This is a genomic window from Hymenobacter ginkgonis, assembly GCF_009755225.1.
GTDB lineage: Bacteria > Bacteroidota > Bacteroidia > Cytophagales > Hymenobacteraceae > Hymenobacter > Hymenobacter ginkgonis.
This window is the reverse complement of the sequence record NZ_WQKZ01000012.1, coordinates 24,877-39,101: the sequence shown is the minus strand read 5'-3', so window position 1 is coordinate 39,101 and position 14,225 is coordinate 24,877. Positions and strand designations below refer to the sequence as shown.

At 51.9% G+C, this 14,225-nt stretch carries 13 protein-coding genes; 7 read left to right on the top strand and 6 right to left on the bottom strand.

The window, feature by feature from the left end:
- Positions 1 to 334 precede the first annotated feature (334 nt).
- Both GO988_RS23255 and GO988_RS23250 read left to right on the top strand, forming a co-directional pair.
- Positions 335 to 862, top strand: a complete 528-nt coding sequence (locus tag GO988_RS23255; RefSeq protein ID WP_157570034.1) for a carboxypeptidase-like regulatory domain-containing protein — start codon at positions 335 to 337, stop codon at positions 860 to 862.
- A gap of 306 nt (positions 863 to 1,168) precedes the next feature.
- Positions 1,169 to 2,074 carry an FG-GAP repeat domain-containing protein gene (locus GO988_RS23250; protein WP_157570033.1) on the top strand — a complete coding sequence of 302 codons (906 nt, stop codon included), beginning with the start codon at positions 1,169 to 1,171 and terminating at the stop codon, positions 2,072 to 2,074.
- Between the two features lies 1 nt (position 2,075).
- On the opposite strand, the gene GO988_RS23245 is transcribed toward GO988_RS23250, so the two are convergent.
- Positions 2,076 to 2,513 carry a hypothetical protein gene (locus GO988_RS23245; RefSeq protein ID WP_157570032.1) on the bottom strand — a complete coding sequence of 146 codons (438 nt, stop codon included), beginning with the start codon at positions 2,511 to 2,513 and terminating at the stop codon, positions 2,076 to 2,078.
- Positions 2,514 to 2,881: 368 nt separating this feature from the next.
- Between GO988_RS23245 and GO988_RS23240 the strand changes: the two genes are divergently transcribed.
- The 3 genes from GO988_RS23240 (at position 2,882) to GO988_RS23230 (ending at position 6,850) form a co-directional block, all read left to right on the top strand.
- Entirely contained in the window at positions 2,882 to 3,298 is a 417-nt protein-coding gene (locus GO988_RS23240) for a hypothetical protein (RefSeq protein WP_157570031.1), read from the top strand.
- Positions 3,299 to 5,159: 1,861 nt separating this feature from the next.
- Positions 5,160 to 6,197, top strand: coding sequence for a PDDEXK nuclease domain-containing protein (locus GO988_RS23235; RefSeq protein ID WP_157570030.1), 1,038 nt, complete (start codon positions 5,160 to 5,162; stop codon positions 6,195 to 6,197).
- A 275-nt stretch (positions 6,198 to 6,472) separates the two neighbouring features.
- Complete coding sequence (locus tag GO988_RS23230) at positions 6,473 to 6,850, top strand: hypothetical protein (RefSeq protein ID WP_157570029.1); 378 nt, start codon at positions 6,473 to 6,475, stop codon at positions 6,848 to 6,850.
- Between the two features lie 68 nt (positions 6,851 to 6,918).
- On the opposite strand, the gene GO988_RS23225 is transcribed toward GO988_RS23230, so the two are convergent.
- A complete protein-coding gene (locus tag GO988_RS23225; protein WP_198173022.1) occupies positions 6,919 to 7,947 on the bottom strand; it encodes a DUF4062 domain-containing protein in 1,029 nt (342 codons plus the stop codon).
- Positions 7,948 to 8,458: 511 nt separating this feature from the next.
- On the opposite strand from GO988_RS23225, the gene GO988_RS23220 reads away from it, so the two are divergent.
- Complete coding sequence (locus GO988_RS23220; protein ID WP_157570028.1) at positions 8,459 to 10,657, top strand: AAA family ATPase; 2,199 nt, start codon at positions 8,459 to 8,461, stop codon at positions 10,655 to 10,657.
- Between the two features lie 30 nt (positions 10,658 to 10,687).
- Here the strand turns inward: GO988_RS23220 and GO988_RS23215 are convergent, their stop codons facing one another.
- From GO988_RS23215 to GO988_RS23205, 3 genes are all read right to left on the bottom strand, one after another.
- Positions 10,688 to 11,491, bottom strand: coding sequence for a hypothetical protein (locus GO988_RS23215; RefSeq protein ID WP_157570027.1), 804 nt, complete (start codon positions 11,489 to 11,491; stop codon positions 10,688 to 10,690).
- Positions 11,492 to 11,601: 110 nt separating this feature from the next.
- Positions 11,602 to 12,057 (bottom strand): macro domain-containing protein, encoded by a 456-nt coding sequence (locus tag GO988_RS23210; RefSeq protein WP_157570026.1) that lies wholly within the window; start codon positions 12,055 to 12,057, stop codon positions 11,602 to 11,604.
- A 204-nt stretch (positions 12,058 to 12,261) separates the two neighbouring features.
- Positions 12,262 to 12,606 carry a winged helix-turn-helix transcriptional regulator gene (locus tag GO988_RS23205; protein WP_317164965.1) on the bottom strand — a complete coding sequence of 115 codons (345 nt, stop codon included), beginning with the start codon at positions 12,604 to 12,606 and terminating at the stop codon, positions 12,262 to 12,264.
- A 131-nt stretch (positions 12,607 to 12,737) separates the two neighbouring features.
- On the opposite strand from GO988_RS23205, the gene GO988_RS23200 reads away from it, so the two are divergent.
- Positions 12,738 to 13,490 (top strand): SDR family oxidoreductase, encoded by a 753-nt coding sequence (locus GO988_RS23200; RefSeq protein ID WP_157570025.1) that lies wholly within the window; start codon positions 12,738 to 12,740, stop codon positions 13,488 to 13,490.
- A 137-nt stretch (positions 13,491 to 13,627) separates the two neighbouring features.
- Here the strand turns inward: GO988_RS23200 and GO988_RS23195 are convergent, their stop codons facing one another.
- Positions 13,628 to 14,077: a DoxX family protein gene (locus GO988_RS23195; protein ID WP_157570024.1), complete on the bottom strand. Its 450-nt coding sequence runs from the start codon at positions 14,075 to 14,077 to the stop codon at positions 13,628 to 13,630.
- Positions 14,078 to 14,225: the final 148 nt, after the last annotated feature.

Below are 14,225 nucleotides of genomic sequence, written 5' to 3'. Positions count from 1 at the left end.
TAGCCTGCGCTCGGAAAGTAAAATTCCGAGCCAGCGGCCGTACTTCCCGGCGATGTTCAGGGCCAAAACGATTGACTTTTTCGGGGGCAGAAAATAGCACTCTGACGAGGTCGGGGATATAAGAAAGCTTATGTTATTCGACTTTTCTAAGAGACAAAAGGGAGAAGCAACTATTCTGACCTTGACCAAAATCTTGTTTGGTAGAGGCCATCAACCAGCCGAGTTTGGGATCACCTGAGTTTAGGGCAGGTAGAAGTCTCGAAAACCGACCGTTTTGTGGGACGCTTGCCACCTACCGTTATCAAGGCCAACATTTATCTGTATCTTTCTGGCTATGAAGCTCGCAGCGTGCTGCTTATCCAGTGTAGCGTTCCTTCTTTTTCAACCTTTTACGGGTAAGTGTCAGGTGGGACAGTTAGCTGGTCAAGTAAACAATAGTAAGGGGTCAGGGGGCTTTCCAGGTATCACCGTCACCTTACAACATGATGGCCACACTATAGCGGGCACTGCCACGAACCAGGACGGCACGTTTTCCTTATCAAACCTGCCCGTAGGCACGTATGATTTGGTGCTGGAAATGATTGGCTACCGCACCGAACGGCAAATAGGCGTGTCGATTACGACCGCTCAGGCTGCTAGATTAACTATTCCCTTTCCTGGCCCTTGCCCATACACCTATCCGCATCATAAGCTTTCAGTTTGTATGGGGGGACATACAAACCATTTTATTCCGATAGCCTATGGCTTGCCTACTGCGCGCATGATGCAGCGGGCAAAACAAGGAAAAGTGTATTTAGGCGGTTGCCAAGTAACCGGATGCGACCCTAAGTACTATTGCCCCATCCACCAAAAGGAGCTGTAAATAGATAGGGTACCCAACCAGTTTTGGGACGGGTTTCAACTTCCTTGGTCGAACGTCTAAGGCACGCGAAAGGCAAAACCAGCAGTAGCTCAGAAAGGCCCTTCCCGAGCAAGTGGCTCAGAAAGTCCGCGCCGAGTGCGTTTTGGGCTCATGGTGGGGGTCCAGGAAGCCAAAAAAGGGGGTGTCAATAAGGTGCACCTTTCGGGCTGAAGCTGAGTCCTCCTTTTGCCTACTCTTATTTGACCACCTCAGCAGTTAAGCAGTACATTCGAAGCCCACTACTGCCTTCTCCTTCCGCCCTTGCTTATGCGCAACGATTACCCGCCTACCCTTTCGCGTGCTACCCAGTGGCTGCTGCTGGCCCTGGTGGGGCTACCCCTAGTTGCCGTCGGCCAAGCCCCTCTGTTTGCTCCGGTAGTACCTTATGCGAGTGGGGCACCTAACGCTGCGCCCTATAGCCTAGCCGTGGCCGATGTAAATGGCGACGGCAAATTGGATGTGGTGGTAGCCAACTTTATGGCGAGTACGCTGAGCGTGTTGCTGGGTAACGGCAACGGCAGCTTTACGCTTCAGGCCAACTCGCCTTCCACCGGGACGACTAGTGCTCCCTATTCTCTAGTACTAGCCGATGTAAACGGTGACGGCAAGCTCGACGCGTTGACTTCCAATTATTATACGGGTACGTTGGGCGTACTCTTAGGCAATGGCAGCGGCGGCTTTACGCTTCTGCCTAACTCCCCCGCCACCGTGACCGGGGCCAGCGGCCCTTCCCTCTTCATAACGGTGGCCGACGTAAACGGCGATAGCAAACCCGATGTGATTGCTTCCAACCTCAACGTGGGTACGCTGGGCATCTTACTGGGTGATGGGCATGGGGGCTTTGTGCTGCAAGCCAATTCGCCCCCGACCGGGGCAGTGACTAGTAACCCTGCCAAGGCAGTGGTAGCCGATGTGAACGGCGACGGCAAACCAGATGTGGTAGTGGCCAACTCTATCGCTAGCACGTTGGGCGTATTGCTGGGTAATGGCAATGGTGGCTTTACGCTCCAGGCCAACTCCCCCTCCACGGGGGCGGGCAGCGATCCTTTCAGCTTGGCGCTGGCCGATGTAAACGGCGACAGTAAGCTCGATGCCCTGACGACCAACGACCGAACCGGTACGCTGGGTGTGCTGCTGGGCAACGGCAACGGCGGCTTTACGCTCCAAGCCTAACCTACTGTTGCTCCCTATGCTGTTGCCACAAGGCTAATGCTTCCTCGAAGAACTGCTTGACTTCTGCTCGTTTACCTTCAGCACACACCTTGAATTGTGTTTTATCCGCCTTTTTTACAAGCAGATAAGGGCAGTAGGTAGCGCCAGCGTAGTAGACAGTATCAATAGAGATGATTTCTGGATAGAAAGCCGAGGAGAACTGTGTCTTTTGCTGGTTGCTCGTATCAATCCAATAGGCAGCCAGCCGCTTATTGGTAAAGAAGTTACCCGCCCGCTTTAGTCGAAGTTCCGAATAGAACTGGTGCACCTCTTCCTCTTCCGTAAGCAGTCCAAGGCTTCTGATAAAAGCAAGGTCCGCTTGCCGTAATGTTTTGCCCGTCTCGATATGATTACAGGACACTAGACAAAGCGCGCTAAACAGGACGTGTATTCTTCTCATAGTAAATAGACTATAAAATAAGGTTGTTGAGCAACGCTTGCGCCTAGTTTTTCTAGCAAGAAAGTTACGGGAGCGATGCAGCAAGCTGAACCACCTTTTTACGTGTTGAAAATGACGCTTTGCTATTCGTAAAATAGCGAGCAAAGGCAGTTTCTCCCCTTTGCCAACCGGTGTGGGCAGTTAGGCAGCCGGCTAGGTGGGTGTCTACCAGGGCAGGCTTGTTTTCATCGTCTGCCATACTAAAAATGTGAATCAAACGTTTACCGTACAACCACTTAGCCCATGAGCTAGGCACGTTCCTGCCTGGCAGCTGGCCTAGGCGGTAAAATGACTGGTACTGCATTTTCTTTTCCTTCCTGTCTAGCTCGATGAAACACCTGCTGCTGCTCGCCCTTTTATCCGGGACCGGGGCTAGTGCCCAACCCAGCTGCCCGCCGCCTCAATTGCGCGTTTTCTATCAGCAGCAGCCGGTGGCGCTCACTGGGAGCCCCTTGGTATCTGCTGTTACCCTGACGCTGGACCAGGCGGCGGCCTGTCAGACACCGCTTACGTATGAGTTTAAGACCGCGCAGTTGACCTTAGTGCGGGCCAAACGCCGGCTGCTGCCGCCGCTCACGGTCACCACCTCCCACGTAGACCTAACGGCCTTTCGGCAAGTCTATCACCCGGGCGATATCATTTACGTGGAGCTCCACGGGGTCACCCTGACTGCTGCCCCTGGTCGGCCGCTGCCCTACCCCTTGGAGGCGAACGAATCCCTGGCCTACAGCTGGGTGCTCCAATAAGCAGCCACGTGCCTTACAAGCTTTCGAGGGTGATACCGATGAGATTGGCTTTTTAGGCAATTTAGCTTGGCCAAGTGGGCGCAAAGTTGCCGCGAGCTGCCGCGGTACTCCCGCGTTCGCTCGGGGCCCTCAATCGCTGCTTCGTCGAAATACTAACCGGGGCGACGCCCCACGTTGCAAGTGGCAATTGCCAGATCCCAACTGGCAATTGCCACTTGCAACGTGGGGCAAAAGGCCAATACCAAAGCGTAGGGGCCTATTCTAGCTGGGCGAGTAGTCTTCATATATTCCCTTCGACAACTCGCTCAGAGGAGGGGCCAAAGCTAAAGGGCGCGCACGGCCGCGCGGGTGACGCAATAAAAAACAGGCAATTTTTCAGCTTTATTGCTTGTATCAGAGTCGGTTAAGTGCAAAACACGCAATAATTTATTTTGCCGGATCGGCGAGTGGAGCCTTTTTGGCAATTGCCCATGAGCTAGCCGGCTGTCACCCCCTCGTATTCTAACTAGTTTCCGGCTGATGTGGAGGTTAAGGGGCCCAATAATGCCCGCTTTTCGGATACCCCAGGAAGTTGTAGCGGAAGGACCCTGCTGTCTGGTAGGAGATGGGTGGTTATAACGCCATTCTGGGTCTCTACGCAGCCGCTGGCCGCCAGGGCCTGCCGAACTAGATTGACCTAGCACGCAATGGTTTTGACAACTCAATAGTCTATTGGTAATCAATAGACTATTGGTTAAATCCGGGGGCATATATCCCTGTAGTAGGTAGGGGCAATTGCCCGTAGCCGACAGGGCACGGTGGGGTGCTGGGCGAGTAAATGAGACGGAAAAGCCAGAAAAAGGGCTAAAAGCGGCGTTTCCAATGCGTAGGGGCACTTGGGCGTGGGACTGGTTCTTTTCGCGCTGCGTCGGGGCCTAGTGACCGGCAGATGGTGGGTGGTCGCGCGCCGGTCCAGAATGGGTGAAGAGCTGCCTAGTTGTCAACCATCAGCCCTCTCCCTACCAGATACCACCGAGGCAGCTGTTGGCAATTGCCAAATAACGACAGTGCAAGCTGGGCTAAGAAGTTCGACTCGTGAGACTGTGCGAGGTCGGATTCAATCATAATCGCCCCTAGCAGCACGCCAAAGGTGATACGAGTGAGATTGACTTTTTAGGCAATTCAGCTCGGCCAAGCGGGCGCAAAGTTGCCGCGGGCTGCCTCGGTACCCCTGCCTTCAACGGGTGCCCTCAAGCGCCGCTTAACCGAGATGCCAACCGGAGCGCCGCCCTCCGTGACAGCGAGTGGCAATTGCCAGATCTCAGCTGGCAATTGCCACTCACCAAGCGCGGCAAAAGGCCCGTACCGAAGCGCTAGGACCTATTGTAGCTGGACGAGGGGTCTTCATATATTCCCTTTGACAGCTCGCTCAGCTCAGCGGCAAAAGCTAAAGGGCGCGCACTGCTGCGCGGGTGGCATTATAAAAAATAGGCAATTTTTTGACATAGTTAACTGTATTATAGATAATTAAGTGTAAAACACGTTATAATTTATTTTGGGAGTTTTGGGAGTTAGGCACTTTTGGCAATTGCCAACGACCTAATCGGCTCCTAACCCCTCGATTCCAACTAGTTTCAGGCTGATGTGGAGGTTAATGGGGCCCTTAGTGGATGCTTTTGAAAAGGTGTTTGCCGCGCGTAGCAACGCGTTCTTGGGGTGTTTTCAGCCGACCCTTAGTGGACTACTTCTTCGGGAAGATTACGCTGGCTAACATATCGACAATTATCGGACACTTTCGAATCCTTTCATAGGCACCTCTCAGTTTGAGTTCTAGTAGTGCTTCCGTTGCTGGGCGTTGTCCTGCTTTGCTTACCTTGTTACCATGGCTACCCCCGCTTTCCCCCTGGCGCCGCTACTCGACCAACTAAAAACAGCGATTCGTACGGCCCGCCTGCGCGCCACTCAGGCGGCCAATGCCGAGCTCCTAGGCCTCTATTGGCACATTGGCCAGCTCATTCTCGCCCAGCAACAAGTGCAGGGCTGGGGCGCGAAGGTTATTGACCAACTCTCGGCCGAACTGCGCCGCGAGTTTCCCACGATGAAAGGGCTGTCGGCGCGCAACCTCAAGTACATGAGGCGCTTTGCCGAAGCTTACCCCGATGCGGCTTTTGTGCAAGCGACGCTTGCACAAATCCCCTGGTACCACCACCTGACGTTGCTAGAAAAGGTAGCGGATGAAGCGACCCGCTTGCACTATATCACTGCGACAGCCCAGCACGGCTGGTCGCGAAATGTGCTCGTCCATCAAATTGAGTCCGGTCATCACCGTCGGCAGGGCCAAGCCATCACCAATTTCGCCGCCACGTTGTCGCCGGAACAGTCCGAACTCGCGCAACAAACCCTCAAGGACCCTTACCTGTTCGATTTTCTCGCGTTAACAGATACGGTCCTGGAGCGCGACTTACAGCGCGGTCTGCTAGAACAGATCACCCGCTTTTTACTCGAACTAGGGAGTGGTTTCGCTTACATGGGCCAACAGGTTCCGCTCGTTGTCGGCGACCAAGACTTTTACCTCGACTTGCTCTTCTACCACGTCCGCTTACGGGCTTACGTGGTGGTCGAATTAAAAATCACGGAGTTCCGACCCGAGTACGCGGGCAAGCTCAATTTCTATCTCACGACGGTTGACGAGCAGTTGCGCCACCCGGAAGACCGGCCCAGTATTGGCTTGTTACTCTGTAAAAGCAAGAACCGCGTGGTGGCCGAGTATGCCCTGCGCGATGTCCACAAGCCGATTGGAGTGGCCGAGTACCGACTGGGGGAAGCGCTGCCCACGACGCTACAAGATGTCTTACCCAACCTCGCTGATTTAGAGCAGCAGTTAAATGCAGCGGTACCCCCGCAGCAAGATGAGTTATAGTCCAGAAAAGGCAGCCAAAACGGCCCTGAAAACGCAGGTTTTCGGGGCCGTTTTGGCGGGTAGTAAAACCATCCACAAATCGTCCGTTTTCTGAGACACCCTGCACCCGCTAGAATCCGCTGCTAGGGCCCCCTAACGGGAATTCCTCTTCTTATCTCTTATACTACCCTACTACTGACTTATCGAACGGGGAAGCGTACACTACTTCTTAGTCCTGCGTGGCAAAGTCTATCTTTATCCTTACAGTTGCATAACCCTTTTTAAATCAAAAGTATATGAAAGCCCATGTTTCCTATAATGACTTTATTGGCACTGCTGCGGCCGACATCAGTGACCATGTTAATTTAGTGCAGTTTTTACAAGGGCGAGGCGTTGATACAGCGCGATATGAAGCCATCGGTGCTCATTTTTATGCGGGGTATGCGGATTTCTTTACGGCTTCCATCCTCTGTCTTGATAAAGAAAAGAGCACTGCTGAAAAGCCGTACACAGTCAGTATGAGCTTTGAAAATGAGCTGTCAAAGGATGAGTTTTTTGACCTATTCAAGCGCCTGAGCGTTGTGATTCTAGCTAAGCATGATCATCACGGTCAGCAAGACCGGGAGCATGTTGATGAGGAAATTACTTTTGATGACACTGATGATATTGATTGATATTAAAAGAGCCTCTGCTACGCTAGCAGAGGCTCTTTTAATATCCGCTTTATGATAAGCAAATCTCGTTACTCTGGCTTTCTTTTTACAGCTCTAAGAGAGATTAATTCTTGTTCTCCAACAGTAGTTAAGCTCCAGTATAGCTTGGCGGCAGCAGGCTTTAAAGCGATTAGACCTAAGGCTTTAAAGTGAATCTTTACAGTTTGAAAAACACTAGTGGTTATTTTCTTGCCTATCACGTAGCCTTCTTTCTTGTTATTAGAGCGCGTATAAAGTAGGCTAGTTAGCTTGTCTGCAACACTGCCGTCTTCTTGGGGAGATAGCAAATAGGGGGCTATCAGGCCAAATAGGCTGCCCCAGGTAAGAGAAATTTCCCAAGAAAACGACTCGGCTATACCAGCAGCCATCGTCTTAGCAGTGCCCTTGATCACCACGGTATCATCTAGTCCAGCCAGCCCTTGGGATTGACCTAGCGTAGCCGTTTGGCGAGCGGCATCTTTCAGCTCCTGGTTCTGCTTCCTTAAGTCACTGAGCTCTTTGTAAACTTCTGGATCTTGTGCCGCGCTTGCTCGTATCCAGCCAATGGCCGGATACGTTTTGATGGTTTTGGCTAAACTTAGCGCTACTAGCCCAGGCAACTCATTTGCGGTTTTCCAGAATTTAATCAGTCTGTTAGTGGACACCTTTTCTCGAAAAGCAAGTAGCTTCCCTCTAGAGGTCGCGTCCTGCTCCGATTTGCCCGCTGAAATTTCTTCTGGCTTTTCGTGTAGGAAAGCCATGACCTTTATGCCTTTGCTAACGGCATAGTCATATTCCAATTCTGTGTAGCTGACGCCGGCATCCGAGAGCGAGCCGTAACGACCACCAATAATAAGCAAGTAGTAGTCGCAGTCGTCGATAACCTTCTTAATGAACTCAAACTGCTCTTCATCAATGGCTGGAAATACCTCCATACCAGCTGGAATACAGTCCAGTTCCATGATGGCTTGCTGCACCTTTGAGCGCTCTTCTGTCAGGTCTGCGAAGGTAGAGCTTATAAAGACTTGGTATCGTTTATCCATTGTACAATACGTTGCTTTAGAACTGATAACGAGCAAAGATAGGCGTAGCTTTGCTGTTACTTAATATTCTAAACTTTGCTCTCTATCTAATGTAGAAGGCTGTTTTTCTCGCCGTGCAGGAGCGCTTAGGAGCAGATGCCATCAGCATCGAATATTCTAAAGGTGTCATGTATAAACGAACACACTTGCTACCTTCGTAAGCAGGTGTGTTAGGGTAATAGAATGCCCGCACGAGGACTGGCTGCTTTCGGTCCATCCGACATTCCAGCGAACATACGCGAACAGATATCTAGCCCCTGTTCGGAAAAAGCCTCGGCCTAACAGTCGAGGCTTTTTCGTAGCTTGTCCCTGTTAAAAACTATATCCGACTTAGCTACTATAACTGTGCGCTTCCCCAAACCGGAAGTCAGTTGTGAGTGGAGAAAAGCGTATGTGCACTACCTGACACCTGCGAAATGAAAAAGGAACAACTCAGTGAAACCCAAATTGTGGCCATTCTACAACAGCAAGCCAGCGACCTGACCGTGGCACAAATCTCCCTTCTGTAATGGTGCGCTACCTAACCTTCCAGATTCCACAGCCCGAAATTAAGGACAGTCTTTTTGCTGGGTACACTCTAAGCAACTCTTCCCTCCTACCTAGTCACTTCGGAAGCATTAACCCGGTCAACATCCTCTTAGGCGAGAATAACTCCGGGAAGAGCCGCTTCATGAGGGAGATAATGAAAACGGACGTCAAACAGTTTGAACTGGATTTCTCAACTGATGACGTGATAGCAAAGCTAGATGCAGTCTGTAAATTAATCGAATCGTTGCCACTTGATTCTTTCTTTGACCTCACGTTAAAGGTCACCCATTATGAGATTGAGGAGACTTTTTTATCATTATTCGATAAATCTAAAAAGGATCTAACTAATAATGTTCCTACCTATAAAATTAGCCCCCGGGAATTCATCAAGGAGCTAAAAGCAGCTATCAACAAACTGCTTAAGGCCACTTCCACGATTGGGCCGTTTCTGTCTTTTCTGGATCTGGATGAAACGGATAACAAGTACCTAGAGGCGCTCATCACATCCCTCGGCAAAATCCGACGCGCTGCGTCTGCCTATGAACAGGTAGCTCCAAAGGAAAAATTTGGCAACAACTTCACCAACAGCGTGGGCAGTGATTCGATTGAGTTCAGGCATCCTCAAGATTTCGCGGTATTAGGCCTCGTAACTGGTTCTACCAATTCCTATCAATTCCGCGAGTCTGGAAAGCGCAGTGCGTACGCAGTAAAGCATTCTGCTTTGCTACATGACCTTCAAGGCCCAATCCAGGATATCATAGACCTTTTAAAGCCACTGACCAAAGTATTTCCTCGAAAACCAATCAGGACGTACATTCCGACGCTACGCACCGCGCGCACTTTAATCGGTCCCAATGGGGCTAAACTGCAATCGGATAGCGACATTATGCGGATTACCACGATACTCGACTATGACCTATCCAGTTCAGGTGCGGAAGTAGACACAGGCTTTGCGCTGTACGATGCCATTGATACCAAACGAAATGCTCGGATCGAAGGGCGGACCAGCTTCACAAGGTTTGAGGAGTTCTTATCCGAAACCTTCTTCAATGGCAAACCGGTAGCGGTAGTAGCCGAACGAGTGAAGGATGTCCGAGGCGGCAATATTTTGATTACCATCGATGGCATAGAGCGCGATATCCAGCACCTGGGAGATGGCATCCAGGCCATCATTCTGCTGCTCTATCCACTCTTCATTTCCTCTGAGAATGCCTGGTTTTTCATTGAGGAACCAGAGACTCACTTACACCCCGGCTTCCAGCGCCTGTTCATCGAAACCATTACCACGCACCCAATTCTGAAGGCGAAAAACCTCACTATCTTCCTGACGACGCACTCTAACCACATCTTGGACTTTGCCATTGCCGAGACAGATAGGGTGAATATCTTCTCTTTTCGCAAAGCAAAAGAGACCGTGGGAAAACCCGCTTACCAGATCCAGCTCACGGCTCGCCACGACTTAGAAGCGCTGGCGGCTCTAGGTGTACAGAACTCCTCTGTGTTTTTAGCCAACTGCACCGTCTGGGTAGAGGGAATTACTGACCGTATCTACCTCACGGCTTATCTAAAGGCCTATCTGAAACACCTGCAGTCCAAGGTTTCACTTATTGAGGGGCTTCATTACTCCTTTCTGGAGTATGCCGGTGCGAATGTGGCTCATTATACCTTCAGCGCCCAATCATACGACGGCACTATCCCGGCGCAAACGTTGCAGGACATCAAGGGCATGTCGATCTCAAATCGCATCATGCTCATTGCTGACCGGGATGCGGGGAAGAAGACGAAGCGCGATGAGCGGTTCATCGATGAGCAAAACCCAGGGTTTGCCTACCGCATCCTGGATGTTCGTGAGATTGAGAACCTGCTTTCGCCGGAGGTCATCGCCGAGACATTGCACAAGCTCTATAAGAAGAAGTTTGATGCCAGCTTGCTAAGGGTGGAGGAATACCAGCAGGAGTACTTAGGCAGCTATCTACGGAGCAAGTTTTCAAGCATCCCCGACAATTTTGCTCCTGCTGATGGTAGCGGTACCATCGGCACAGCTAAGAAGCGCCTATTCGCTGAAAAAGCCGCAGAATCCATCACTTCGTGGCAACTACTCACTCCAGAAGCACAGAAACTTACGGAGCAAGTATTCAATTTTATTATAGATCACAACCCACGTTTGGGCCGCAGTTGATGCGAAACAGCCGCTATAGCCGAAGTATAGCTACGTTCTAGGCTTGAATTGGCTGTACCGATTTTTAAAAAAGCCTTTGACATCGTATAGCTGCTCCATCTCAAGTCCAATAAGATACTGGATTTCAAGAAGCTTGCTATTAACAATAGGATATCTGCGCACGTAAACAGCTTGCTGCTTACTCTTTTCGACTCCGTCAGCCTCGATACACACAGCAGATACGATGTCGACCAGTTGCCTCAGTTGCAGCACCAATTCTCTACTACTCCAAGTGGTAAGTGAAGCAAATTTCTTCGTGGCACTTGTCAATATCTCGGGCCCCAAATCCATTTCGAAATACTCGTAATACGTCCCGCTGCCATCATCCGCAGCCTTATACATCGACAGGATACTCAACATCTCTTCGGCGGCTTCAATGGCTTTCATCCGCTTATCAATCACCTTTTTGTAGTAATCATTGCGGTACTCCTTATCCTTCGACTTCCAGGCGACCCAAGCCGCAAGGCTTGAAGAAGCCAGCGAAGCCATTGCTGCCAGCGAAGCCGCAATAAGTACAAAGTAGACGGCGTAAGGGTGCTTGTCGGTCACCGACGCACTAAGCTGCTGGGACGCGGCCGGCTGGATGTTGTTTGGTGCCACTACAGGCGCAATGGGTTTAGAGGCTGCAACCAGAGGGATTTGTGATAAAGCCTGAGCACGAGATGGTATACAACCGAAGAAGGCAGCCACAACAAGGCCGATAAACAGCAGCACCCAACTCATTTTTTGACGGTGGATGATTCGCCAACCGCCAATCGCGGTAGCTACGCAGCAGAGAGGTAGAATGAAGTTCACGTCCCGAAGAAACACAAAATCACTGGTTAATAGGCCAAAGATTTTAGGAGTAAAGCGTAACTGTGACGGCCGCCTTGCAGGCCCCCCTGAGGAGCCAGCAGCCAGCAGGGCTATTTGCGCCATTGCACGAAGACATGCTCCTCGCCGGCCAACTCTTCGTCAATGATGGCTGCGATAAGGCTCCAGTCTCCCCCAGCTAGCCCGGCGCCGAGGGCCGGGTAGCCAATGCGGCGGCCGGCATACGCTTGTTTCACGGCCCGAAAGACTTGCCGGATGGCGGCATAATCTGCTTTTAGCCCGCTGCCACGCCACTGATACTGGGTATACCCATTGACGATGACGAGCACTCTCCCCGGAACATCTACCTGGGCAATTGAATAGGTGCCGAGTTTCGTTCGGTCCCCAGCTACGGTAGTGAGGTCAGCCTGGTAGGCGGCGGGGAATACCTGTTTGATGGTCTTGGCAATGCCGGCCCCCATCTGGCAAAAGCAATTGCAGCCGTGCACAATCACGTCAAATTCTCCCGCTTTCGCTTTCTGGACTAGGTCACCTTGTTCCGTTTGCATCGCCTATTTGCTGATTCATTACCAAGGTAAAACTAGCCCTAAAAAAAGTCCGATAATTGGCGATATGTTAGGTTGTGCAATCTTCCCGAAGAAGTAGTCCAATAAGGGCCAGCTGAAAACGCCCGAAAAAAGCGCCTCTATGCACTGCAAACACCCGCGGTAAATTCATCCACTAAGGGCCCATACAACCCAAGGCGGACGCATTTAGTCTGCCGCCTTCTTTAGGTGTTCGCTGTGCGCCTTGCCCCACCTAATCATCTCTAGAATGATACTCCCGAACGAGTGGCAGTAATCCGTCGGTGTGTATTCAACCAGCACGGGGGTGTCCGGCGTCACGGTGCGCTTGATTAGCTGGTTGGCCTCCATTTCTTTCAATTCGCGGGATAACATCCGGGTCGTAATGCCGGGAATGCTGCGCTCGATGTCGCGGAAACGCTTGTTGCCATTGCACAGCGAATTAATGATGGGCAATCGCCACTTGCCCCCCACTACATAAATCGTGTCCTGCAAGGCCTGCACCTCTTGGCGTGGGTTTCGGGGAGTGGACAATACCTCTTGGGCCAGGGCCAACATTTGCTGCTCTTCCATGATATGTATAGCTGGTATACTCTGTGATAGTGGTAACAAATATATACCAGGCGGCCGATAATTTTGCAGCGTTCAATTAAACACGCTTTTTTATGCAGAACCTAACAGGAAAAGTGGCGCTGGTTACCGGGGGTAACAGCGGCATTGGCTACGCCACCGCCAAAGAGTTGAAACAGCAGGGTGCCAAGGTCATCATCACGGGCCGCCGGCCAGAGGCTGTGGCACAAGCCGCGGCCGAGCTGGGCGTGGTGGGGCGCGTGGCCGACCAGGGGCAGGTGACCGCCATTGAAGAGTTGGCCGCCTATGTGCAGGCCACTCACCAGCGCTTGGATATCCTCTTCATCAATGCCGGTATTCTGGACGGGGCCAGCATCGAACAGGCCACGGAGCAGGCATTTGATAACGTTATCGGGGTCAATTTCAAGGGCGCGTATTTCACGCTCAGCAGACTCATTCCCCTACTCAATGATGGCGCCTCGGTCGTCTTCCTCTCTTCCAACACGGCCCACCTGGACGGGGCCAACTCGTCCATTTATTCCTCCAGCAAGGCGGCCCTGAATGCCGTCATGCGCATCGCGGCGGTCGAACTCGCGCCCCGGCAGATTCGGGTCAACAGCGTCAGCCCTGGCCCGACCCAAACCGAAATTCTGAAAAAGGCCGGCTACAACGAGCAGCAGCTACAAGGCCTCAACCAGTGGATGACAGACCGCATTCCGCTGAAGAAAATAGGCACCGCCGAGGACGTAGCGAAAATGGTCGCCTACTTTAGTGGCGAGGCCGCCAGCTTCATCACGGGGGCGGAAATCATCATGGACGGCGGTATGAGCCTGAACACCAAGCACTAGCAGGCCTGTCGTCTCGGTGCTAGTGGCTAGGCGGGTAGCCCACTTTTAGGGCCCCAGGCAATGCGGGGCACTAAAAGCGGGCTGCTTATCCGTAGCAATGTAGTGGTGGTGCCACTGCCACGCGTGACCTGGTGGCGCTAATGGCCAGCGGCAGTCTGCATCACCTTGCTACCTGCTGGCGCGGTTGTTATCTCCACTTCAGCGGCACGGGTGTAGGTAGCCGGATAAAGCCGACGGAATAGTGTATAGGCCGTGCTAAATATCGTAAAGGCAATAAGCGTGTCGATGGTAGCGGCGGCACCCAGCACCACAATCTTCGACAAGAAGGCAAACGTGATGTCGAATAGGATGCCGGCAAATACCCATTCCTTCAGCCGCAACAGCCGGTTTGGCACTAGTAACACGGCCACTCCCAGCACCTTGGCTACGCCCAGGATATAGATGAAGTGTGGGGGATAGCCGAGTTTGACGGTGATATCCCACACTAAGGGGTTTTTCGTCAATTCACTGACCCCGCTGGCGCCAAACCACAGGGAGAGCAGGCCCACGCTGGACCAATAGATAATTCGAGCGGTGTTGTAGCGCATGAGAACAGGCGGTTAGAAAGTGAAGAAAGGTGAGCCGACCAGGCGTGCTTGACCATCCTCGGAATAGTAGAAAGAGAAGAGACAGTCAGCAGCGACTAAGTAGGAACGACGACCCCGGCGTTGGCTGGTAGTGAGGCCGTTCGTGACC